Genomic DNA, 24,394 nt, shown 5'->3' with positions numbered 1-24,394 from the left:
ATTCCTATTTGGCTATAATACTATCCGGATTTCCATTTAAGTCCATTGCCTTTTCCATATCAGATTTTTCCTGTCTTATCATTGATCCGCGATCTGGATCATTGATATATACGTAGTCATCGTCAATGCACTGAACTAAAACCCAATGTGGATAATCAGCCCATCCTTCAAGTGGACCAGTCATCAAGTTAATATAAACATCATAACATTCTCTGATTTTCTGTCTTAAACCATTTAAACTTAGGTCTTTCCTGTAGAAACTTTCTGCATATGCTAAACCCATACCTTGATGTGAAGTGATGAAACCTTTCATCCCATTTTTCCATTTTCCATTTTTTCCTTTTTCACTGTGTCCTGTTCCATTTGTAGGGTTACATCCCGTTAATGCCATTACAGTTTCATATTTAGGATTTAAACCATGCTTTGAAGCAGCCATCCTTAAACAAGTAACCCCACAAGTGTAGTTGTTGGGTTGCATCATAAATGTGGTTGCTGGTGAACATACCTTAGTTGAACTTGATGGTTTAGTACACCAAATATTTAATGCGGTACATGTTATTGGCCCTGCTATTCCATCAATTACAAGTCCTCTCTTTTTCTGGTATGCTTTAACTGTTGTTTCAGTTACAGGTCCATATATTCCATCTTCTTTTAATCCTAAACTATGTTGTAGTATTTTTGTTTGTACTGGTCCTTTATTTCCTTTCTTTAATGCTGTAAATACACATTTTGTTGCCATAATTTAATCCTCCATTGTTTACACTAATTCAAAATAAAAAATTAAAAAAAAGAAATTTGATATTTTAAATTACATCAATTAGATGCAGGTTATACCGATTTGTAATGTTTTTATGTTCTCCGTTTCTGTACTTCCTATTTTTAAGACGGTTTTATCTGTTATTGGCATGTTTTTTACTCCTTGTATAAACTAAGACAAAAATTTAAATAAAAAAAAATAAGCCCTAAATATAAGCATTAGAATACAATAAAACCCATATTTAAAAAGCGAATTGTTCGGGGTTCATATGAACATCAAATAAATATAATAAATAGGGCAGGGGAATGTACACTTCATTTTTTTTAACATATTGCCGTCCCCAAAGTAATTGTTCAAAAATAAGAATTACATCCCCCTACTCCTTATTTAATTAAAAATAATAAACCCAATTATCAAATACAACATTCACCCAATATAATAAATAGGGTGGGGATTGTCTACCTCAATTTTTTACCAAAAAAATATCTCTTTTTATTTTTGGGTGCCATGGAAGTTTGGTTAATCCGTCCCTGCCCGCCTCCTAATTATAAATATCTAAAAATAAAATAAGCCAAATTTAAAATAGAACATTACCCATAATAATATAATATGGGCAGGGAATAAGTGCCTTTCAAAACTTATTTTTTAGTGTTTCTAAAATTTATCCCTGCCCGCCTCCTACTTATAAAATAAGCCAAATTTAAAATAGAACATTCAATCACTCTAATAAATAGGAGTATGGGATGTGCTTTTCTTCTCTATTTTTTTACCAATTCCCACCACGAATTGGTCCCCCCCCAAAATGTGGAGAAACACTCCCTGCTCCTCATAAATAAAATATAAAATTTCCAAAATTAAAAAAAAATATTTAAGATTTAAAAATAGATTATATCACATGAATTTACTTGATTTGTTAGGTAGATTTGCTTTTGAACTATTAAATGTTTTGTATGTTACATACAAAAATTGCAAGTTTACAAAATAAGTCTATTCTTATATACCATATTATTTACTAGAGAGCATTTGAGAAATAAAAAAGTAGTTATGGTAATTTGTTATATTCGTCCTTTTCTTCGTGAAGTTTTAATAATTCTTCATATTTCTTTTCAAGGCTATCTAAACGTTTTTTATCTTTACTATCAACTTCATAAACCTTTACTTTAACATTTTCTATTGACAATTCTTCGACACATTGCATATATTGTTCTTTTAAACTTGTTATATCAGGTTTAATATAAGCATCTGTAACTGCATCTACCTTATGAGCCATTAAACGATCTATTGTGAGTTGTTGAAGTCCCACTCTTCCAAGTGTTGTTCCAAAATATTTTCGTAGTGCATGTGATCTTAATTTATTTTGTTTATAGGGTTTTCCTAATCCACATTTTTTATTTAAATAGTTAAAATATCCCATAAATGCCCTGGAACTTATAGGTTTATCTGGGTATCTTCCACTTCTAAAAAGGTATCTATTGAGAGTTTTTGGTGGTTCTGATTTTAGATATTCAATTATTTTTTCAAGACTTTCAGGAGAACTAAATGTGAAAAATTTTGTATTTGTTTTTATGGCTGTAATTCTCCAGGTTGGAATTATAATTTCACTGGTTTCTTCTAATAAATCAACAACCTCATCTACACTAATAAATCTCTTTTTAGGTATTTTGATATAATCCTTTAAGGAGGTTAAAAAGTCGCTGTATTTGAGAGCACGAATATCAGATGATCGCATACCTGAAGACAACATTAATAGAATTACACTTTGATATTTGATATTAGAAAAAGATAATGCTAATTTGATTTCATCTCTACTTGGAAGATCTTCAATTCCTTCTTTATACACAATTTTTTTAGACCTGGACCTAGGAAGGTCAATGTTAAAATCAGAATAAAAAAATCTTACAACAGTTAGTCTGGTTGATATGGTCCTAGGACTTAGATCTCTCTCAACCAAATGATCTTTATAATTTAATAAATATTTCTTGATGGATCTATTTCGCATTCTGATAGGAGGGTCATCTTTTTCTTCTTCAGATTCAGCTTCACTTATCCATTCTGAGGGAGTTTTATCTAAAAATTTGCTATAATCTTTTATAATCTGTGAATATAGTTCAATTGTTCCAGATTTTACATCCCGATTTTGGATAAATATTTTAAACAAATCGTCCATATATGTATCCATAAACAATGTTCTTGTTTCAATATTAATATATTAATGGGGAAAAATATATTGTGTAGTAATAAATAGTAGATAGAATAAATATTGAACTGGACAAAGTATACACCATAGAATAATGATTGTAGCAATAAAAAGTTAATTAAATAAATTAAACTGTCAATTGAATCAATAGAATATAAAAATTTATTATATCCTATTTATTTGATAATAACAGGGCTAATCGCATATATATAAAAGAAAGGTAATATCATGTCGAATGTAAAAATTCTCGTTGTTGAAGATGAAAGCATTGTTGCAATGGATATTAAACACCGGGCCGAAGGTCTTGGTTATTCAGTTACAGGAATAACCCCATCTGGAGAAGGTGCCATTCAAAAAGCAGCAGAAACTCTGCCAGATCTTGTGCTTATGGATATTGTACTTAAAGGAGATATGGATGGAGTAGAAGCTGCTCAAAAAATACGAGACAGTTTAGATATTCCAGTTGTGTATTTAACAGCATATTCTGACGAAAAAACATTGAAAAGAGCCAAGGTAACAGAGCCATTTGGATATATAATCAAACCATTCGAAGATAGAGAACTTCACAGTGCAGTTGAGGTAGCGCTTTACAAACATAAAATGGAAAGTAAACTTAAAGAAAGTGAAAAATGGCTTTCAACCACCCTTGAAAGTATTGGTGATGCAGTAATTGCAACAGATGAAAATGGTAAGATCAAGTTCATGAACCCTGTTTCAATGGATATCACAGGATGGGGAGAAGGCGAAGCAATGGGAAAAAATCTCAACGAAGTTTTCAATATCACCAAAGAAGGAAGTGGAGCACCAATTGATAATCCTGTTAGCAAAGTAATTGACAGCAACCAAATAATAGATCTTAAAGAACCAACAATTCTATTAACCAAAGATAATAAAAAGGTTCCAATTGACGACAGCACTGCACCCATAAGGGATAAAGCAGGAAATATAATAGGTGTAGCACTTGTTTTTAGAGATATTACCGAAAGAAGAAAGGCAGAAAAAGAAAGGGAAGAACTTTTAAAGGAAAAAGCAAGAGGAGAACTATCAAGTTTTGTTGTAAGTGCATTGCCTGTTTTCGCCTCAAGCATACCTCCACAAGTGAGGAATAATATTGCAAAGAGTTTTGCAGACAGTTTTGAAAAAAATATGAAACCCAAATTTGATGAAGAATTTATCAAATGTACTGGAAATTCTGTAACCAATGACATATTATTCAACTGCTACATTGATTGGCTGGCTGATTTCTTATTTAACCTGGGTATAAGCACCGAGAAAACTGTTGAAAAGGATAAAAGTTATTTCAAATTCAAAAACTGTCCATGGCTAACAGAAGCAGGATCAAGTCCAATGTTCTGCCTGATATGCCGTGCAATGGTAATAAGAAGTTTCACATGGACTTCTATTAGGGGCAGTGTTGAACAAACAACATGCATGGCAGACGGAGGAAGTAATTGTGACTTTGAATTTAAATTTTCAATGGATCAAAAGGGTTAATAGAATTATAAATTATTATAACACTTAAAATAGATTAAATTTAATAGATATTAAGATTATTAATAATCTAACGTTTAAGGGAGGGTTATTCTTGGAAAGGTTAAAAAGTGGGATAGATGGAATTGACGATATAACTGGTGGTTTTCCAATTGGGAGATCAATGCTTGTGACAGGGGATGCAGGTTCGGGTAAGACAATTTTTGCTCTTCAGTTTGCAAAGAGCAGCTGTAAACAAGGATTTAAAACTGTTTACATAACAACTGAAGAAGATGCATCAGACCTTTATACACAGGGAGAATCATTTAATTGGGATCTGAAAACATTTACAGATAATAATATCTTAAGTTTCACTGAACTTGCAGGTATAAGGGCAAAAGTTACAGAAGCTGAGATGAGCATAGATATAGGTGCTATGAAGGGTAACTTCTCAAAATTTATCAATGAACTTCCTGAAGATACTCAAACAGTTATCATTGATAACATAGGTAGTTACACAGCTAAATTAACACCATATGAATTCAGAGACCGTTTTGACCTCTTGATTTACGAACTTAAAAAACGGAACATCACAGCACTTGTAGTACTTGACAGTGCAACTTCAAGCGAGTTTAATGAAATAGCTCTATTCTCTGTTTATGGTGCATTAAAATTAATGAAACGTGAAAATCCATATACTGGCCGCCGAGAACGTGTTATGGATATAGTTAAGATGAGAAGTACCAAAACACCAACACAGTTTATTAGTTATGAAATAAATTCAAATGGAATTATCATGATATAAAAATTATTAAAAAGAATTAATATATCCTATTTTAGTAAAATAAAGATAGTACAGGGTGTTTTGATTTATATGTACATTTCACTCTTTATCATTAAATTAGAATTATATAAAAAATATTAATTAAAATAATAGTTGAAGAAAGAAATTAAATAAATAATTAAATTCTTTCTAAAACTGCTAAAATTAGTTTTACTGCATTTTCAACGTCTTCCATTGCAACTACACTCACAGGTGTATGGATGTAACGTGTTGGTGGAGATATAACTCCTGTTGGTATACCTTCTCTTGTAAGGTGGATTGCAGTTGCATCTGTTGTTCCTCCTTCACTTACTTCCAGCTGGTATGGTATTTCCTCTTCATCTGCAACACTTATTAGAAGTTCTTTAATTTTTGGATGTGTAATGAGTCCCCTACCACTTGCATCTGTTAGTATTATTCCTGGACCTTTACCAGTCTTTGCAGGAGCATCTTCTTCTTTTATTCCCGGATGATCTCCGGCTATTGTAACATCTAGTGCCAGAGCCATGTCTGGATTTAATTTAAATGCAGCAGTCTTTGCACCTTTTAGTCCAACTTCTTCTTGAACAGTTCCAACACCATATATGGTTGCATCGCTCTCAGCTTTTTTCATAACCTCGACTAAAACTGCACATCCTATCCTGTTATCTAGAGCCTTGCCTTTGTATAGTTTACCAAGTTCAGTGAACTCCTGTTTGATTGTTATTGGATCCCCTAGTTTCACTATATTCTCTGCTTCTTCCTTGTCAGAAACACCAATATCAATGAACATATTCTCGTAATCAATTACCTTTTTCCTTTCAGCTTCTTTCATTCTATGAGGTGGTTTTGAACCAATAACTCCTGTAACGATACCATTGGAAGTGTGTATGCTTACTTCCTGGTTTAAAAGCATTTGATCATTAATTCCCCCAATTTTTGAAAATTTAATAAATCCATTTTTATCAATGTAACGGATCATTAACCCTATTTCATCCATGTGGGCTGCAAGCATTATCTTTTTGCCATCTGGTTTACCATTGCGAGTTGCAATCAAGTTACCAAGCTGATCAATTTCAATTTTATCAACACTATCCTTAAGCTCGTTGATCATTATATCTCTAACTTCATCTTCAAATCCTGAGACTCCAGGAGCATCTGCAAGTTTTTTTAATAGATCCTTCATAGTTTTACTTCCTTTAATTGATTAATTAAAAAATATAAGTTAAATAAAATAATAGTGAATTTAATTTATCTCTTCAATGATTTTAAGAGTATCAACAAACCTATAAGTATTATAATAATTGGTCCAGCTTGTTGTTGAATAAATGTTAATGGGATCAAACCCACATTCACTCCATACCATACTGCCCCAAGTATAATAAAAATCAAACTGATGTAAATACCCCAAATATTTATATTTCTTTTTTTAGGATTATTTCTTCTAATATCTTCAGGTTTATTTACTTCAATATTTTCCTTCATAAAATTCATCCCCATAATACAAGCAATTAAAATTATCGTGTTATAAAATTTACTATTTAAGCGAGTGTTATAAAGTATGTATGCCTTACGCTCACACCAGTAGACGTTGTTAAAGTAACACTATTAGTGGTTTTACTAGTATTAGTATATCCTGCAGAATTAAGAGATTTAGTAATACTATCAATAATCACACTCTCTTGACCTGTCACAGATCTTGAAAAGTGTATTGTCATGTTTATAGTGGTACCGTTTGTCATAGAAACCGAGGTCACCTTTACAGGAGATTGACCAGTATTGGTAAATATGAGATTAGCTGTAGCATTTGTAGCCCCTAGTTGAGCAGCACTGGCAACATTGTTTTGTTCATTTTGATCGGTAATTATCACTGCAAATACTATTACAATTAACATTACAATTGCAACTAATAAAATGTACTCAACAGATATTTGTGCTCGCTGGTCCATGTTAATCTTCTCATTCCATATTATCAATTTATTCTAAATTAATTATTTCTATCTATTTATCCAATGGATTTAATATGGTATATTTTTTGTTATTATTTCTTTGAAGTCTTCATATTTACATATCCCAGGGAGTTTATAACAAGTATATCGGAGAGAATTAATTGATTTATGATTTTTTTTGAATAATTTCAAAGTTAACTACATATTTACTATTAATATATAGCATAATAAAATATTTGGATAGGTATCTCACAAAGGTATATAAATATAATTGTGATATAGTAAATATCATATTAATAAATCTGATATAATGGGGAGGGAAAATGGGATTTTTATCTCGTGATTCAAGGGGGTTTGCATTATCTCTTGATCTTTTATTGGCTATAATTCCACTTACATTAATACTTGGTTTTGTAACAGCAGATATGGATAATCTAATGTATCAAATGGAAGATACTGTTTTTCGTGGATCAATGGATAGGTCTGCCTTTGACACTCTGAATACACTTCTTGAAACTTCAGGAGAACCTACTAACTGGGAAGTAACAGGAAATGCAAATGTTACAGGTCTCGCTATTTATGATACTAAAAATGGTCCCCAAGAAGGTACATTATCCACTGGTAAACTTGCAGCTCTCAGCCAAGATAATGTTCAAACTCTTGTTGGTGGTTATAACTATTACTTTAAAGTTACTCGTATTGATAACAATCAGATCATTAAATCTCTTGGAAATAACAGTTATACTTCTGCGAATGATGTTGTTAGAGTTGAAAGAGTTGCAATTTATACAGAATCACTCGTTGTTTCTAGTGCAAAGGATCTAAGAAGGTTTACAGGAACACCCATTACATACACATCCCCACCAAACCCATTTCCAACCGATCAATTCTATTTAGCGACATTTGATTATTATGTTTTAATAGTTAACCAGGGATACAATTCAGCAGATGTTAATATAAATGGTAATGATGTAGTTGATCAACATGACTTTAGAGGGCAAGCTACAAGATTTGTCAACATTACCAAAAAAATAGATCCAAGTGCATTGAAGGATGGTGCAACACTACAAGATAATATTATTACAGTAAGGGGTAACAGTAACCCTGGTGACACATTAGATATTTATATAATACAAGTTCCTAAGGGCACCGCACCTGAGAATATCAATGTTGATACAATAATTCCAAAAAAAGTTAGGGCAGAATTGTTTGTATGGAACAGGGGAGCATGATTTAAGGTGATGATTATAAATGGATGATAAAGGTTTTCTCTTTACAACAGATGCAACTCTGGCTTTAATTGTGGTTATAGTATTTACAGCTTCAATTGTAACCTACCAAATTTTACCTATTTACAATGGGGAAGATCATCAACATTTAGAAGCACTGGCAGACAGCGCACTAAATGTTATGGAACAGGACGGAACATTAAGAACAGCAGCTGTATTATATGCAAACGGATATCCTGATAATGCTTCACAACTTATTACGGACTCATTAAATACACTTATGCCTTCTGATGTTACATATCAAATGACATTAGGATCCAATCCTGCTGTTCAGGATATACGGACCGGAAGAAGCACAGCTTATGATTCAGTAACCAAGGTCAAGGTAATTTCAGGACCTCAAGAGGGTTGGGTTGGAAGGGCTTATTATAAACTTGAAGAAGTTACTTACGAAGATAAACAACAAAACGTTACAACTACAGTTTGGAACTTCCACAATTGGTTAAGTAATTTCCAACCTTGGCAAAGTTATGGTCTAGAAAATCGACCATTTTGGGGTAGTGGGAGTACTGCATCCAATATACCATTTTCAATACCTGAAAATACCACAATACTTGGTGGAAAGTTTTTATTAGGTTCAAGTAATCATAATAATGATCGATATCATAGAAATCCATCTTACAGTGCGAATGTGAAGGTAAACAATTTAAACCATGTCATATCTAATACAAGTTTCACATTTTTAAATTTACGACCTGGAAGTTATGAAACCATGTATAATTATCAGGGAAATTTAACTTCTTCTGAGTTGAAAACTGGAAATAATAATTTTTATGTAAATTTTTTAGATCCTGGTTTAAATAGTCAGAGTGATATGCCTTGGTTTTCGATGCTTGCATCATATACAACAACGCTTAAAGTTCCTGTTGGAATACTTACAGATGTTAATAATTTAACAGATGCTGCAGGGGTTGCAGTACCCACAGCACAAAATTTAGATGGTAATGGTGGAAATAATGAGTATGGATTTTCATATGATTTAAATACAGGGCAGCGTACATTTTTTAATAATTTAAGAAGTATAAGATGGTCTGATTTCTTAGGAAAGAATAATATCTATTCTGATGGTGTTCCGTTTGTTTTAACAAATATTCCGGGCCAAACCAGTGGGTGTGCTGTAAGTCAAGTAGTTGATATTAACATACCTTCAGGAGCCAGAATATTTGACAGTTATTTGGTTGTAAATGCCTATGGTGGAGTTGACGACACACTTGTTGAAGTCTGGAATGGAACAAATTGGAATGTTGCATTTAACTCTTTTGATTTGAATGGTGTTGATTATAGTGATGTCGGTGATGGTTACGGTAACAATCCCGGAATTATATATATTAAAGACTACTTGAGGAATGGTAATAATAAAGTACGGGTTACTGTATGGGATCAAGCTCCGGGTAATGATTACGATTTTGTAGGCTTAACTAACTGTTATGCTGTTACTTCTTACAGTAAATTACCTATTAAATGGGAAAATTTTGCTTTTAATAGTCATCAAAGTTCTAATAATGCCTATAGTCAAGTAAAACAATTTACTATAGGTGCTGAAGCACAACAAGCCTTTTTATTTTTTGGTGCAAGTACTACAACTAGACATATTAGAGTCGATTATAATAACAATAATATTTTATATGATAGTGATACTGTTCCATTTGTTCTTGATCTTGCAGCCTTGGATGCAAAAGCTACAGGGGGTCGTGTAATTACCAATGGTACTGGTGGTCTAAAAACAGGTACATATAACTTAAGAGTAACTATTACCGGACCTGCTAATAATTGGGAATCAGGAGATAACAATGCAAATGCTGCATTATTTTCTGGAACTAGAGTATCTGTTGTCTATCCCAAATTCCTTCAAAATGTTTGGACCACATCATTTTCATCATCAGCTCAAGATGCAGAAAACCAAGCAAGGGAGAATCTTATTGCACTGTTAACTCAGTCAGGAATTACACCGAACCCTAGTTATATTAAATCAGAAGCAATGTATACAGGTAATTTGCCTAATGCTATACCTGTAAGGTTGGATTTATGGAAATAATAGGAGAAATATAATATGGATAATAAAGGATACGCTTTCACACCATTGGCATTCTTGTTGTTCATTCCTGTTATTGTGGTAGCATTGGCTATGGGTAACATTGTAAACGAGCTGAACACAATTTCAACTATAGCAATAGGAGGAGATGTTACATTTTCAGCTGCAACCAATGTTTATACTGCAATACGAGAGGGTGCTGCAGATGCAGGTCGTAATGGAGCATATAATGCTACAAGGAAAGTGATTGATGATAGAAGTTATTTGACAGATAGCAAATCTTATATTAGGGATCAAGTAGTTTCTTCATTGAATGAACATGTATTGTCAGCATGTAAAGCTCTTGAAACCCAGACTGGAAGAAGTATATATATTAACAATATTTCAATAAACAATTATACAACTCAAGTGTTCACTTCTAGCGATGTTAGTATTACTCAAGAGGATCCATTTGGATTCTATGTAAATGTGAGGGGAGGTATACCTATAAGGATTGATCAAACAAATCAGTCATATTCTGGTTTAACTCCTCCAATTAAGGTTTATGTTTCTATAGAGGGAATAGAAGACCCATATATATGGATAAACAGTAAAGAAAGAACTACTTCTGTTATTTATAAATATCAGTATTACACAACTTTTGCGGGTAATCCAAATTATCACTTTGCAGATGCAGGAGTTGAACAGGATAAAATTTTCCATCTTTGGGATGCTATGAATGGAACAGATAATCCCAGTAAAATATATCCAAGACCATACTACTTCCTTGACACTCAAGGGCTTTCATTCTTTGACCGGCTTGAAAATAAAACAATTAGCACATCACTAAGTCCGCCATATACAAAAATGAGCACATTTGTACTTGGAGATCCGTTAAATGAAGATCATGGGACAGATGCTATTTCTTTCCTTGACCATGAATACTTTGCAGGAGTTGCTGGATATACTATAACAACCAAAAATCACAATACAATAACAGCCATTAGGCAACCAGATTCCACTGGAACACCAAACGGCCCGATTGTATATCTTTCTAACCCTTACAAAATAATATTAGGGCTTACAAACAGCCCATATGCATTAACGTGATAAAATGTATTTTGACAATAAAGGACAAGCAAGTGCAGAATTTATTTTCATTACCCTAATAGTTTTGATCATTATAGGAGGATTGGTCAGCCTAATCAGCGGCACAATGGATCAAAGTCAGGCAGGAGATGTTGGAGGCGCAAGAATAATTGGTGAAAAAATAGCTGAAACCATAAACACAGTATATATAAATGGGAATGGCTATTCAATTGACATGGATCTTAGAACTATGAACACTGCACTTTCAACCAATTCAAATTCTTTTGCATTCACAGCAACAATTAATTCTATATCTGGCAGTAATGTTGTTACAATGGTAACTGGTGCTAGTAGCGTAAATATTAAATTAATTCCAAAAAATATCAATGGAACAACTACACTCAACAATAATAATGTTTATCATGTACAGAATGTTAATGGTACGGTCCAAATATCATAACATCAAAGAATTAATTTAGAAGATATACAAGTGTTTAAAATGGATTTAAAAGAAGGCTGGGAAAAAAAGGCACTATTGGGTGTGGGTATTATAATTTTTATTATAATTGGATATGCTTATTTCGCACCATTTACAGGTACTCCAACATCAAATATAACACAGAATCAAACAACACCCGCACAAATGGTTCCAGTACCATATGCAATGCCCTCATCAAATAATTCTACTTCTAACAATAACTCAACTACCAACGGAACATATATTATAACAGCTGAACAAGCGAAAACTATTGCAATAAATGCTAACCAAGGTTTTTCAGCTGGTTCTGTAACACAGGGTAATGTTAAAATTAATGAAACATCATTTCCAGTATGGGTTGTAACCATCACAAATAAAGCAATTTCTAAAACCGTTTTTGTAGATGCTAAGTCAGGTAACATTCTTCAACCTACCTGACAGAACTTTTAAATATATATAACTCTATCATAATATCAATTGACAAACATTATTAGCGATAAAATCAGAGATTAAAACATGGAACCACTTGCAGTTATATTAATGATAGGACTATTTATATTGGTATTAGTCTTTATATTTTCAACAGCTCTTCTAACACCTTTAATTGGTAAAAAAAATCTTTTATTTGTAATTGCTTTAGGATTTACTGTCGGTGCGGTAGGTGGAGCTTTTTTTATAGCCCCAGTATTTGACGATATTCCTGATATGGCACGGTCGGTGTATATGGTTACAACCACAGGTACCGATGTTATTGGATTAAATGTTTCAACTGAATTAAATGTAACTGACTTCATTGAAAATACCAAAAAAATTGATGGTGTTCAAAGTGTTCAGAGTAATGGAATAACCCTGAAAACAAGCTATATTTCGGATGACTGGAAAAGCACTTTTCTAAATAGAATACCTGAAATTAACGAAAATATAACTTCAGTACAGATACCAACAAACGACACCATGATAATTCAGGTAAAAAATAATACAGATCCCCAAGAGGTAATAAATAACCTGGAAAAATGGATGCTGTATGTAAGTGGTGGAACTATAAGATACAGTATTGTACGAGTAACGTTGAATGTTGATGCACCAAAGCTTGATAAAGTAATAGCACAAATTCCACAGGGAGATGTGGTAATTACAGATGTAAATGGACCCACAGAAAAAAATGTCCAGGCATTAAAGGATATACTACCAAACAAATCAAATGTTGTATTATTCTGCGGTTTCCTGGGAATGATAACCGGACTTGCAGGATTATTTATTGACAGCATTGTAAGCGTTTTCAATGGTATTCGTGAAAGAATACTGAAACTAAAAAAATAATTTACTATTTTATTTTTTTATTAACCCATGAATTAATTTATTAAAATAATTACAAATTAACCCAAAATTTATCTTAAAATAAAAGAAGGAGTGTAAATAATTATGGATGCAGCAGTACTTTTCTCAGGAGGTAAAGATAGTACAATGGCAGTTTATAAAGCCATTGAAGAAGGATATAATATTAAATATCTTGTTACAATGATCTCTGAGAACTCTGAGTCTTACATGTTCCATGTTGCAAGCATACATATAACCGAACTGTCATCAGAAGCTATGGAAATTCCACTTATTGTTGCTAAAACCCTTGGTGAGAAAGAAAAGGAACTTGATGATTTAAAAAGGGTTCTAATAGAATTGAAAGGTAAAGGTGTTAAAGCAATATTTGCAGGTGCACTGGCATCAGAGTATCAGAAATCAAGAATTGATAATTTATGCCATGAAATTGGACTAGAATCACATGCTCCTCTTTGGCACAGAGATCCCAAGGAGTACATGGAAGAGATCATAGAATTAGGTTTTGATGTTATACTGACAAGTGTATCAGCAGAAGGTCTTGATGAGTCTTGGCTCGGGAGAAATGTTGATAGTAACCTTTTAGAGGATGTTATTGTTTTAAACAAAAAATATGGTATGCACATGGCATTTGAAGGTGGAGAAGCTGAAACACTTGTTCTAGACTGTCCAATTTTTAAAAAACATATAAAAATTCTTGAATCATCTAATGTATGGGACAGAGATAATGGATACCTTTTAATTACCAAGGTAATACTTGTTGATAAGTAAAACCTTAATATTCATTTAACATATATTAATAAATTTAAATGTATTAAAATTATATTTTATTTTTGGGTCATCCACTCCATGAAAACTGTTTCATTGTCTGTTTCAATGGTTACATCTATTTCGCCTAGCGCTGACATTTCCCTATCAACTATGTTGGGAATTGAAACAAAAGCTGCTTGTTTACTCAATGAAAAGGTTATTTTGCCTTTTTCGGCTCCCTTTATAAACATTCTTTCTGCAGTGTCCCGTATTTTCCTTTCTTTCAGAGAATCTCTTAGTGGTATAAGAGAATCATTTTCTCCTGTAACAACAACATAACCATCGCCAATTTCAAGTTCATCAAATTTAAATATGTTTGAGATGGCTGTTATAACCTTATCCAGATCTTCTGTTGGATTTACCCTTGCCTTTGCTGTCATTTTGCATTTCATTTTCAAGTATACTCCTTACAATACCTTTAATTTTCTTTATTGGACCTTCATTAATAATCATATAATCTGCTGTTGCAATTACATTACCTATTCCAAAGTTGAGTTCCCTTTTATCTCTAAGCAAAAATTCAGATTTTTCTTTTGAATCATCCGGTCTTTTTCTTCTTTTCAAACGTTTAAATCTGGTTTTGGGAGTTGAATGTACTGCTATAACCTTGAAGTTCTTGAAGTTTTTGTTGAATATCTCAACTTCGTACTGGCTTCTAATACCCTCTACCATGAATATATTGGATTTAACCATGATTTTATTTTTGGGTGAATTGTCTTTGGTGTTGAAATATTTTTTTATGGTTTCAACACAACGTTCGGCAACTACAAATTCTCCATATTCTTTACGTAGTTCAACAGCGACATCTCCAGTTTTTTCGCCTCTTTTTTTGGCTTCATCTCTTATAACATCACCCATACAAATAATGGGTATACCCAATTTATTGGCCACACGTGAAACAACACCTTTTCCAGATCCTGGAAGTCCTGTTACTCCAATAACCTTCATTGTTCTACACCGGTGTACTTTTTTGAAATTTTTATTAGAGATTCCTGTATATTTTCGTTGTTGTTGAAGCTTTCTATTATCTGATGTAGGGTTGATGGATCAGCACCTTTGAGTTCCTGAATTGCTTCTATTAAATTAGGTATTGCTCTCACTATATTGTCTACAATTGTTATACTTGCAGTTTTAGCAGTCCTTGAAAGTGGATTAAGGTCGATTGTAATTAGGAGTTTTCCAAGTTTCACAAGTTCTTCTGCCCTATCACCATCCTCAAGTGGTACAAGCACAACATCTGCAATGTAAATTCCCTCCTTACTAGAACTTGATCTAGGGCCTTCAAGACCCTTAATCGATTCCTTTTCTTCGTGATCATTGCCTAAAACATTTTCAGCACATACATCCTTAAAAACCTTCTCTATGGCTGATATTCTTTCTGGTGTTCTGTAAAATAGGTTGATCTCAATCTTGCACTGTATTTCCTTTGCAAGCTTCACAATCTCTCTAGGAACCAAGGCAGTAGTGTTACCATTAACACTAATAACAGGGTTTTCAGCCAGAATAAGTGCAGCAGCAGCAGCTTTCACAGCTTTTTTAGCATTATTGGATGTTTTTTCACCTAAGAGATAATCAAATGCTTCTCCCCGCCCATGGGCTATCATTCCAGAGTCAGCAAGTATCCCCCTTTTATAGGCGTCAACAACCATGGCCCTTAATTTCAATGATTCGTATCTCGGATGATCCTTGTGTATCATACATTTAGATTGTTTTGGTTTCATGGTATATATTCATTTTCAGAGTAGTAATCCCCATAAAAATGTATATATTAATTCTATTTTAAAAAACATTTAAAATATAAAAATAAAATTATAGATGGATAATTTTATTAGGTTTTTGGTTGGATGTAACTCAATTTTTACCTAAAGAATATTTACAGTTTCAATTATGCTAATTGGTTTGTTACCACTCATACTCATTAATTTTTGTTCCAATTGAAGTTTTACATAATCTCCTTCAACAACACCTACATTATTTTCTACAATATAGATATCAGGTTTAACATTGGATCTTATATCATATTCAACCTTTACATATGCAGTTTTCTTACCAGCTTCTATAACAGTTCCATATGTGAAATTTCTGTAATAACGAATTCTGAATATGAGAAATACTGCTAAAACAGCTACCACTGCAAAAATAAGTATGGTGAGTGATGGTAATAATTGGAACGAATATGCCATTACAAAATTTGAATTGGTGTTCACGAGTGCAAGGATTATTCCAACTGCAACATACATTAAAAAGAAATCACGATAAGCATTAAAATCGTTTTTGTACATTAATTTAATCTTATTATAAAGTAGGTACAATATGTAACCAACAATAACTACCCCTAGAGGTATGTATATGATTGTTGATATAAAATGGAAAATACTTAAAATAGACACAACAACAAATGCTGCAGATAATATCTGAAGGGTTAGAACGGTTCTTTCCTTTTGCGCAGATGTAAATGCACCGCCTATCATAACAACACTTGAATCAGATTTTTCAGATTTCTCTTCGTATGGTTCTGATTTTTTTGAGGATTTAGATCTTTTTTCTGAACCTGTTATACGGAATATCCTTTCATCATCTCTTATTTGTGATAGTTTTTCTTCAAAACCTACATCATCCCTTAGACGTGATATATTGTCCTTAAGATTTTCTGTATCCATTTTCTCCCTAATATCTTTAGAGTTGATATTTCGAAGTTTTTCAGGTATTTTGGGTATTGATAAAATTAGCATTCCAGTTATAGAAAATAATTTGATTATATAATATCCAAGTTTGTTAAATAAACTCATTAGGATTCCCCTTAAAGGTAAAAACGTTATTATAAAATAATTAAATAGTTTTTTATTACTAAAACTTATAAATTAAGTTGTAGAAGTTAAAGCAACATTTATTGATGATTGACTCGTTGGCCATGTAATTGTAACATTGTAGTTACCTCTACTAATTGTGTTAGTACTTAATGTTACATCATATGGTACACTTGAAGATATTGTTTTACTTGTTCCATTAGATAAAGTAACAGGCATTTGAAGGTTTTTATTATTATAGGTAAGTTGTCCGTCTGTGGGGAAGTATACGTTGAGTGTTCTTTTAGCACCCGGACCATTGGCATAAACAACTCCTATTGCATTAGTTATAGTATTAATTGCAGCATCTACATTTGATGTATCAGAAATATCATTACTACTATCAATAGACTTACCAACCAATGGCACTGTTACTGAACCAATTATAATTAGGAATACCAATGCTAAAAGTAAATATTCTGCTGATACTTGTCCTTTTACATCCATTTTACTCACAATTATAATTTATTGATCTATTGCATATATACATTTATATAAAAAATTTATGTTTTTACACATATTTATAATGATAAACCATTATTTTTTATTCAGTATATTATTGCTGCTAAAATTTTTCCAAGAATAAATGCAAGATCTCCAAAGAAAAGTGATATTAAAAGTCCTATTAATATTGATGGGGCAAATGGTACTCCTTTCTTAATTTTAAGAGTATTAGAAATTTTATTTTTGATATTCAGTTCTTTCAAGAGATTAATATCTTCTTGTGTAAGACCAGCTGCCATTGAGCTTATAATCAACTTTCCACGTGGTGGATTAATAAGCGAAAGATCACCAGTATTTAATGCATCCTTAATTCGCGTTGTAAAACTTTTATCCCCAATAACAATCTCATTATCCTTTTCGTAGATATTGTATGTAGATATCATTCCCTCTTTCAGATCTTCAATGTTGTAATCATCCTGAAGAGCTTCCTTACTTACAGAGGTTAGTAATTTTTTGATTATCTCAATTAGAATTATGGAAATGAAAATAATTACAATTCCAGTTGATGTGACATATAAATTGGTTATTAGTGCATAAACAGTTACAATGGATATTAAAACTGCTTTAATAGTGTTTGGGATTTTGGATATAATTAATGAAAGTAAAGATATTAAAATTAATGATACCAGAATAATCTGAATATCTAACTGTTTAGTCAGAGTGAACGTAATTGTAACAGCAGATATTACAACCATTGTGAGTACTATATTCTTTTTATATTCTTTTATTGGTGATAATAGTTCTCCAATTAGGTAGGGTTTAGTTTTAACTGCTATGTAAATCACATATATTAGAAGGAACGGTAGAATTGCAAGTATACTGTTGACTATGAGTGTGAATGGGAAAGGATAGGTTCCAACCAATGGAAACTGCAGACCCAGTATCTGGTAACTTACCAAAGATGAATAAAATGGTATGGCATAAAATGGGATTAAAGCTGCAAGACCTGTAAACAGTTTAACATCCCCTCCTGCCCAGGCTCCCATCTTCCAGAAAACATATCCCAAAATAAATATTATTCCTGTAACTATCACACATTCAATAAACAGCAATATATTGGCGGTAGTAAAAACATAGATACCATTTAAAATGATTCCAATGGCTATTAATGGGAATGTGAGTTTGTTTTGTATGATTCCATCCTTAAAATCTGTGTAACTTGCGTAGATACACGCAACAAGAGCTATAATTATACTGATAAATGGTATGGTAACTAACATGATAATCGTCCCTAAATTTATTAAATATTATTATAAGTTATTTACAATTATTATTTAATTCATCCAATCAAAGATCTATTGAATTATTCTCCTTACAAGAATGGATAACTAATGAAATCTAATCCTAACTAAAGTAAGATTATATATATTAATATACTGAATTTTGGAATAATATTGAATTACTTCTGATTTTAATTACTCCTCTTCTTATCAATTGCAGCTTTCATAAATGATTTAAAAATTGGATGTGCCTTATTAGGTCTTGACTTAAATTCAGGATGGAACTGACAACCTAAAAACCAGGGATGATCCTTTATTTCTACTATTTCAACCAGGAAATTATCTGGAGACGTACCGGAAATTGTTAAACCCTTTTCAACTAATATATCACGATAATCATTGTTGAATTCGAACCTGTGCCTGTGACGTTCGCTAACAACATCTTCTTTATATGCATCATGGGCAATTGTTCCCCCTTCAACTTTACAGGGATAGGAACCCAGCCTCATTGTACCACCCATATTTTTTATCTTTTTTTGCTCAAGCATTATGTCAATAACAGGATGTTTGGCATTTTCATCAAATTCTGTACTGTTTGCACCTTCAAAACCATGCATTCTTGCAAATTCTACCACCATACATTGCATTCCAAGGCATATCCCAAATATAGGTATCTCTTTTTCAATTGAATACCTAACAGCATCTAGTTTTCCTGAGATACCCCTTTCACCAAAACCCCCAGGTATAAGTAATGCATCAAATTGATCCAGTTTTTCCCTGTTAACACTGTCTTCTGCCCTTATCCATTCTATATCTACTTTAACACCCAATTCAGCTGCAGCATGTTTCAATGATTCCCTTATACTTATATAAGCATCTTCAAGTTCAACATACTTTCCTATAATTCCAACAGTTATCCTTGATTCATCAATTTTAAGGGATTCAACAATCCTGCTCCATTCATATAGATCAGGTTTTCTTGCCTCTATTTTTATCCTGTCTATAATATACTCACCAACATTTTCGCTGTTGAGTATTAATGGGATTTCGTAGATTGAATGAACATCTGGAGCATTTATAACCGCATTTTTATCAACATCACAGAAATGTGCAATTTTCTCCTTTAGATGGTTGTCTATAGGTAGTTCAGATCTACAAATTATCATATCTGGAGTGATACCTGTACCCCTTAATTCTTTGGTACTGTGTTGTGTTGGTTTAGTTTTAAATTCCCCTGCAGCCCTGAGATAAGGTACGTATGTAACGTGTACAAACATCACATTGTCATGGCCCTCTTCGTTACGGAGTTGTCTTAGTGCCTCTAAAAATGGTTGGCTTTCTATATCTCCAACAGTACCGCCCACTTCAACAAGAACAACTTCTGCCTGGGTTTTATCAGCTGTTTTTCTTATCATGGCTTTTATTTCATCTGTGATATGGGGAATAATTTGGACACATGCTCCAAGGTAGTTCCCTTTCCTTTCCTTATTTATAACAGATGAATAAACCTTTCCCGTTGTAATGTTGCATTCTCCTGATAGGTTTACATTCAAAAATCGTTCATAATGTCCTAGATCAAGGTCTGTTTCCATACCATCTTCTGTTACAAAAACCTCTCCATGCTGATATGGGTTCAGTGTTCCTGAATCCCAGTTTAAATATGGATCAATTTTGATGGCTGTTACATCGACACCATATGACCGTAAAATTCTACCTATAGAAGCGGCTGTAATTCCCTTTCCTATTGAACTAACAACACCACCAGTAACCACTATATACTTTGACAGATTACCAACTCCTCAAAAAACTTTTAATCATTAATAATATTGTAATGTTTGATAATATCCAAATATTAATTTATATTAATATTTGTTCTTGATTATATCAAACTAAATAAATTTAATTTATATCTTTATTATTTAAATTCTAATTATGATCCTATATTGAAATGAAATGAATATAAATATTATTGAAATGAAATGAATATAAATATTATTGAAAATTATTAAAAAAAAACTTCTAGAATATTCCTAAACCTTCCCATTGCTATACAGTTCAAGAACCTTTTCATGAGCAGCATATTCCAAGTCATCGTTTATAACATCAAGAATTTTGATATCATATTTACGTTTTAAAGCTGTTAATATGATATGATCAGCTAAATGGGGATTTTTTGGAAGTAAAGGGCCGTGAAGGTAGGTTCCTATGCAGTTTTTATATATCATTCCCTCTAGTTCATCTTTACCATTGTTACCGTTACCAACAACAACAGATCCAAGTGCATTGTAATCATGATATGTTCTGCCACCATGGTTTTCAAAGCCCACAATGGTTTGGGGATTTAATCCAAGTTTATTCTTAATTATAATATTTCCAATAAGTCTTTCCACTTCACTTTCAGTTGTGTAGTCGAATACTCCCAGCCCTGGAATTTTCATACCATTGGCATCTATGTAACTTTCACCTAAAAGCTGGTATCCCCCGCATATTGCAAGAAAAACAGAGCCATCCTCAATTGCATTGCTTACATCATTTTTATACTTTAAAAAGTGAGAGTAAACAATGTTCTGCCCCCTATCTGAGCCACCGCCCATGAATAATATGTCTGCACCATTGATATCTGCCTCGTTTCCAAGTGAAAAATCAACGATGTTAATCTTTATTCCCCTCCATTCACACCTCTTTTTAAGGCATGTTACATTCCCTATATCCCCATACAGATTTAAAAGGTCGGGATACATATGAAATATATTTAATTCCATTATATCTCCTCCTTTAGGTACCTATCTTTGATTTGATCAACTCTTTGATCCTTGGGATACGGGCATTTGTATGGTTTAGATGTCCCATAATATAGTCACGGGTCAGGAAAACTGCTGTGTAAGTGGGAAGTATATAAATAATTTCAACATCTTCTCTGAGCACATTTTCAATTGATTCTTCCATGTTATCGTTAATCTCCATATTATTTTTGCTGCTTTCAGAATACTTGATTCTGAGAGCAATGTCGTTTGCCCTTGTTCCTGAGCAGTGTATTGATGTCAGATTATCAATATCATTAATAGCTTCAACATTTGCATCCCATATCCATGAAACATCTGTTCCATCAGCAGGATTATCATTAAGAATGAATAAAAGAGATTTTTTTCTCTTGTCGTTGGATATACTTTTAATTACTTCTGAAAGTCCTATGGGATTTTTTACCAGTACAATTTTAACAATTTTATCTTGGAACTCAAAGTTTTCCATTCTACCAAGTTTGTAATCAAAGTTATCAATTCTTTCTACTACTTGCTCCATGTCCAAACCGGCTTCAATTGAAAATGCAATGGCGGCACAGCAGTTATAGGCGTTATAAATTCCATCATATCTAAAGATAACATCATTGGTCTGACCTTTGGAATTATCAACCTTGAAATGGTATGAATCATCATGGTACTCAATTTCAGATACCCTGTAGTTGTAATCAGGATTTTTAAAGTCACAGCTATTGCATTTATATCTACCTAACTGTCCATAGTTGAAGTATTCATATTCGAGATTATTTGAACAGATTGGACAGAAACGTGATTCAACAACCCGCTGTGTTTTTGAGCTGAATTTTGTTTGTTCAACACCGTAATATACATTCTTTTTTCCAAGATCTTTAAAATTAGAAACCATTGGATCGTCAGCATTTAAAATTAAAGTTGTATTTAACGGTTTAATTGCCTCATAAACAATATTTGACGTGTTCTCTATTTCACCGAATCTATCGAGTTGATCCCTGAAGAAATTGGTTATAACAACGTAGTCGGGTTCTATATATTTTACAACATCGGGAAACGATCCTTCATCAACCTCAAATATACCCCAATCATATACTTTTTTTGTGTTGTTTAAAAATGCACTTGCAACACCCTGGGGCATATTGGCACCCATTAGATTTGAAAGAATGTCTTCGTACTCAGAGTTTAATATATGATTTATAAGATTGTTGGTTGTTGTTTTACCATTGGTACCCGTTATAATTACTTTCCTTTTACATCTTGAATTTAAAATAAGCAGTAGATCAGGATTGATCATCATTGCAACTTTACCTGGAAGTGCAGTTCCAGTCATACCAACAATATTCAATGCAAATTTTGTAATTTTACCAAATAAAATTGATGGTGTCAAATCTAAAATAAATTACCCTCCCCAGGATTATCTTATAATTTAATGAAACTTATTATTAGAGTTAATAATTGAAAGTAAATGTCTAGATAACATTCTATATAAAAGTTCTTGTAAACAAATAAATGGATTGATATTGTTTTCATATAATAATTGGTTTTAATATAGAATTATTTTACTGTTTTTAGAGTTAATATATATAAAAAAATTTATTTATGATTTGAATAATTAATTAAGCTTTTAATGAATTCATAGCCTGGTTTAATTCCCATAACACCTTTTCTTACAGAAAATTCATCATATTTTGTTACACCATCGCATGAATTTGATGTTGAACACATTGAATATGGTACAGGGTCATGTGTATGGGTTTTCAATGATATGGGTGTGGGATGATCAGGGAGAATAGCAACACAATATTCATCATACCCCGGAACTTCATCAAGGATCTTGCCCAAAATTCTATTGTCTATGCGTTCTATTGCCATAATTTTTTCTTTAAGATCTCCTGAATGACCCGCTTCATCGGGTGCTTCCACATGAATAAAAACTATATCATGAGTTTCCAATGCTTCAAGAGCATATTTAGCTTTTCCACAATAATCCGTATCTAAATATCCTGTAGCGCCCGGAACATGGATATTATTGAGTCCCATATAAATACCAAGACCCTTAACAAGATCAACACCTGTAACTGTGGCACCTTTAAGCCCATATTTACCTGAAAAACTGGGCATGGATGGTTTAACTCCCTGTCCCCATAACCAGATCATATTAGCAGGTAAATTGCCCTCTGTAATACGTTTCTCATTAACTGGATGTTTTATGAGTATATCCTTAGATTCTTCCATTATTTTATTGAGCAAAACAGCATTTTTATCATGAGCAGGTTTTAGAAGATTTACTTCAATATTTTCTCCAACAACATCGTGTGGGGGTGTTGAGTTAAGAGAAGCCGATTTTTCATCCTTTAATACAAAAAGATGTCTGTAGCTGGTGCCTAAATAAAATTTTCCATAATGATAAAATTTTTGATTCAGTGTTTCTATAAGTTCTGATGCTTCAACAGTACTGATATGTCCTGCATTAAAATCTGCAAGTATTCCATTATCTTCTGTTATGAAATTGCATCTGAATGCAACGTCTCCTTCATCTAATTTCACACCAACACTTGGTGCTTCCAGTGGTCCTCTTCCTGTATAATACTTCTTTGGATTGTAACCCATGATTGAAAGGTTCGCAACATCGGATCCTGGAGTAAGATCATCTGGAACAGTTTTAAGCATTCCACTAACTCCCTTTGATGCAATTAAATCCATGTTTGGAGTTTCAGCACTTTGAAGTGGTGTTAAACCGTTTAATTCCTTGATGGGGAGATCTGCCATACCATCCCCTATAACTACAATATATTTCATTTTTTTAGATCCCTTAATTTGAATAGTATTATTTCGATTTTATGAGAAAAGATTGAAAATAATTTGAAAT

General features: G+C 32.6%; 24 protein-coding genes. 9 read left to right on the top strand and 15 right to left on the bottom strand.

Annotation, left to right across the window (positions count from 1 at the left end):
- Window positions 1-4 precede the first annotated feature (4 nt).
- Together K8N75_RS05095 and K8N75_RS05090 are read right to left on the bottom strand one after the other, a co-directional pair.
- Complete coding sequence (locus K8N75_RS05095; RefSeq protein WP_223791035.1) at window positions 5-739, bottom strand: peptidoglycan-binding domain-containing protein; 735 nt, start codon at window positions 737-739, stop codon at window positions 5-7.
- 1,060 nt (window positions 740-1,799) lie between these two features.
- Entirely contained in the window at window positions 1,800-2,924 is a 1,125-nt protein-coding gene (locus K8N75_RS05090) for a tyrosine-type recombinase/integrase (protein ID WP_223791034.1), read from the bottom strand.
- 258 nt (window positions 2,925-3,182) lie between these two features.
- On the opposite strand from K8N75_RS05090, the gene K8N75_RS05085 reads away from it, so the two are divergent.
- Entirely contained in the window at window positions 3,183-4,448 is a 1,266-nt protein-coding gene (locus tag K8N75_RS05085) for a methanogen output domain 1-containing protein (RefSeq protein ID WP_223791033.1), read from the top strand.
- 91 nt (window positions 4,449-4,539) lie between these two features.
- Window positions 4,540-5,229, top strand: coding sequence for an ATPase domain-containing protein (locus K8N75_RS05080; protein ID WP_223791032.1), 690 nt, complete (start codon window positions 4,540-4,542; stop codon window positions 5,227-5,229).
- 157 nt (window positions 5,230-5,386) lie between these two features.
- On the opposite strand, the gene K8N75_RS05075 is transcribed toward K8N75_RS05080, so the two are convergent.
- From K8N75_RS05075 to K8N75_RS05065, 3 genes are all read right to left on the bottom strand, one after another.
- Entirely contained in the window at window positions 5,387-6,412 is a 1,026-nt protein-coding gene (locus K8N75_RS05075) for a M42 family metallopeptidase (protein WP_223791031.1), read from the bottom strand.
- Between the two features lie 65 nt (window positions 6,413-6,477).
- Window positions 6,478-6,711 (bottom strand): hypothetical protein, encoded by a 234-nt coding sequence (locus K8N75_RS05070; RefSeq protein WP_223791030.1) that lies wholly within the window; start codon window positions 6,709-6,711, stop codon window positions 6,478-6,480.
- Between the two features lie 56 nt (window positions 6,712-6,767).
- The gene (locus tag K8N75_RS05065; protein WP_223791029.1) at window positions 6,768-7,175 is read right to left on the bottom strand and encodes a class III signal peptide-containing protein; all 408 of its coding nucleotides are present in this window, start codon (window positions 7,173-7,175) and stop codon (window positions 6,768-6,770) included.
- A gap of 323 nt (window positions 7,176-7,498) precedes the next feature.
- On the opposite strand from K8N75_RS05065, the gene K8N75_RS05060 reads away from it, so the two are divergent.
- The 7 genes from K8N75_RS05060 (at window position 7,499) to K8N75_RS05030 (ending at window position 14,145) form a co-directional block, all read left to right on the top strand.
- Window positions 7,499-8,407, top strand: coding sequence for a hypothetical protein (locus K8N75_RS05060; protein ID WP_223791028.1), 909 nt, complete (start codon window positions 7,499-7,501; stop codon window positions 8,405-8,407).
- Window positions 8,408-8,426: 19 nt separating this feature from the next.
- The gene (locus K8N75_RS05055; RefSeq protein ID WP_223791027.1) at window positions 8,427-10,499 is read left to right on the top strand and encodes a hypothetical protein; all 2,073 of its coding nucleotides are present in this window, start codon (window positions 8,427-8,429) and stop codon (window positions 10,497-10,499) included.
- Window positions 10,500-10,514: 15 nt separating this feature from the next.
- Entirely contained in the window at window positions 10,515-11,585 is a 1,071-nt protein-coding gene (locus K8N75_RS05050) for a hypothetical protein (protein WP_223791026.1), read from the top strand.
- A gap of 4 nt (window positions 11,586-11,589) precedes the next feature.
- Window positions 11,590-12,024, top strand: coding sequence for a hypothetical protein (locus K8N75_RS05045; RefSeq protein WP_223791025.1), 435 nt, complete (start codon window positions 11,590-11,592; stop codon window positions 12,022-12,024).
- A gap of 39 nt (window positions 12,025-12,063) precedes the next feature.
- Window positions 12,064-12,480 (top strand): PepSY domain-containing protein, encoded by a 417-nt coding sequence (locus K8N75_RS05040; RefSeq protein ID WP_223791024.1) that lies wholly within the window; start codon window positions 12,064-12,066, stop codon window positions 12,478-12,480.
- 78 nt (window positions 12,481-12,558) lie between these two features.
- On the top strand, window positions 12,559-13,362 hold the full coding sequence (locus tag K8N75_RS05035; RefSeq protein ID WP_223791023.1) for a hypothetical protein: 804 nt from the start codon (window positions 12,559-12,561) through the stop codon (window positions 13,360-13,362).
- 102 nt (window positions 13,363-13,464) lie between these two features.
- On the top strand, window positions 13,465-14,145 hold the full coding sequence (locus tag K8N75_RS05030) for a diphthine--ammonia ligase (RefSeq protein WP_223791022.1): 681 nt from the start codon (window positions 13,465-13,467) through the stop codon (window positions 14,143-14,145).
- 56 nt (window positions 14,146-14,201) lie between these two features.
- On the opposite strand, the gene K8N75_RS05025 is transcribed toward K8N75_RS05030, so the two are convergent.
- The 10 genes from K8N75_RS05025 to K8N75_RS04980 form a co-directional block, all read right to left on the bottom strand.
- On the bottom strand, window positions 14,202-14,576 hold the full coding sequence (locus tag K8N75_RS05025) for an RNA-binding domain-containing protein (protein ID WP_223791021.1): 375 nt from the start codon (window positions 14,574-14,576) through the stop codon (window positions 14,202-14,204).
- The gene (locus tag K8N75_RS05020) at window positions 14,521-15,132 is read right to left on the bottom strand and encodes an AAA family ATPase (RefSeq protein ID WP_223791020.1); all 612 of its coding nucleotides are present in this window, start codon (window positions 15,130-15,132) and stop codon (window positions 14,521-14,523) included. Before K8N75_RS05020 ends, K8N75_RS05025 begins: the two co-directional genes overlap by 56 nt.
- Entirely contained in the window at window positions 15,129-15,881 is a 753-nt protein-coding gene (locus K8N75_RS05015) for a 4-phosphopantoate--beta-alanine ligase (protein WP_223791053.1), read from the bottom strand. Before K8N75_RS05015 ends, K8N75_RS05020 begins: the two co-directional genes overlap by 4 nt.
- 165 nt (window positions 15,882-16,046) lie before the next feature.
- Window positions 16,047-16,973, bottom strand: a complete 927-nt coding sequence (locus K8N75_RS05010; RefSeq protein ID WP_223791019.1) for a DUF2101 family protein — start codon at window positions 16,971-16,973, stop codon at window positions 16,047-16,049.
- A 72-nt stretch (window positions 16,974-17,045) separates the two neighbouring features.
- Window positions 17,046-17,477 (bottom strand): hypothetical protein, encoded by a 432-nt coding sequence (locus tag K8N75_RS05005; protein WP_223791018.1) that lies wholly within the window; start codon window positions 17,475-17,477, stop codon window positions 17,046-17,048.
- Between the two features lie 101 nt (window positions 17,478-17,578).
- On the bottom strand, window positions 17,579-18,754 hold the full coding sequence (locus tag K8N75_RS05000; RefSeq protein ID WP_223791017.1) for an A24 family peptidase C-terminal domain-containing protein: 1,176 nt from the start codon (window positions 18,752-18,754) through the stop codon (window positions 17,579-17,581).
- A 191-nt stretch (window positions 18,755-18,945) separates the two neighbouring features.
- Complete coding sequence (locus K8N75_RS04995) at window positions 18,946-20,526, bottom strand: CTP synthase (protein ID WP_338038027.1); 1,581 nt, start codon at window positions 20,524-20,526, stop codon at window positions 18,946-18,948.
- 258 nt (window positions 20,527-20,784) lie between these two features.
- On the bottom strand, window positions 20,785-21,516 hold the full coding sequence (locus K8N75_RS04990; protein WP_223791016.1) for a type 1 glutamine amidotransferase: 732 nt from the start codon (window positions 21,514-21,516) through the stop codon (window positions 20,785-20,787).
- A 13-nt stretch (window positions 21,517-21,529) separates the two neighbouring features.
- The gene (locus tag K8N75_RS04985) at window positions 21,530-22,912 is read right to left on the bottom strand and encodes a Mur ligase family protein (RefSeq protein WP_223791015.1); all 1,383 of its coding nucleotides are present in this window, start codon (window positions 22,910-22,912) and stop codon (window positions 21,530-21,532) included.
- A gap of 206 nt (window positions 22,913-23,118) precedes the next feature.
- Window positions 23,119-24,324, bottom strand: coding sequence for a cofactor-independent phosphoglycerate mutase (locus K8N75_RS04980; protein WP_223791014.1), 1,206 nt, complete (start codon window positions 24,322-24,324; stop codon window positions 23,119-23,121).
- Window positions 24,325-24,394 lie beyond the last annotated feature (70 nt).

Source organism: Methanobacterium spitsbergense (assembly GCF_019931065.1).
GTDB lineage: Archaea > Methanobacteriota > Methanobacteria > Methanobacteriales > Methanobacteriaceae > Methanobacterium_B > Methanobacterium_B spitsbergense.
Note: the sequence above shows the minus strand (reverse complement) of the source record. Positions and strands in the feature narration are given on the sequence as shown.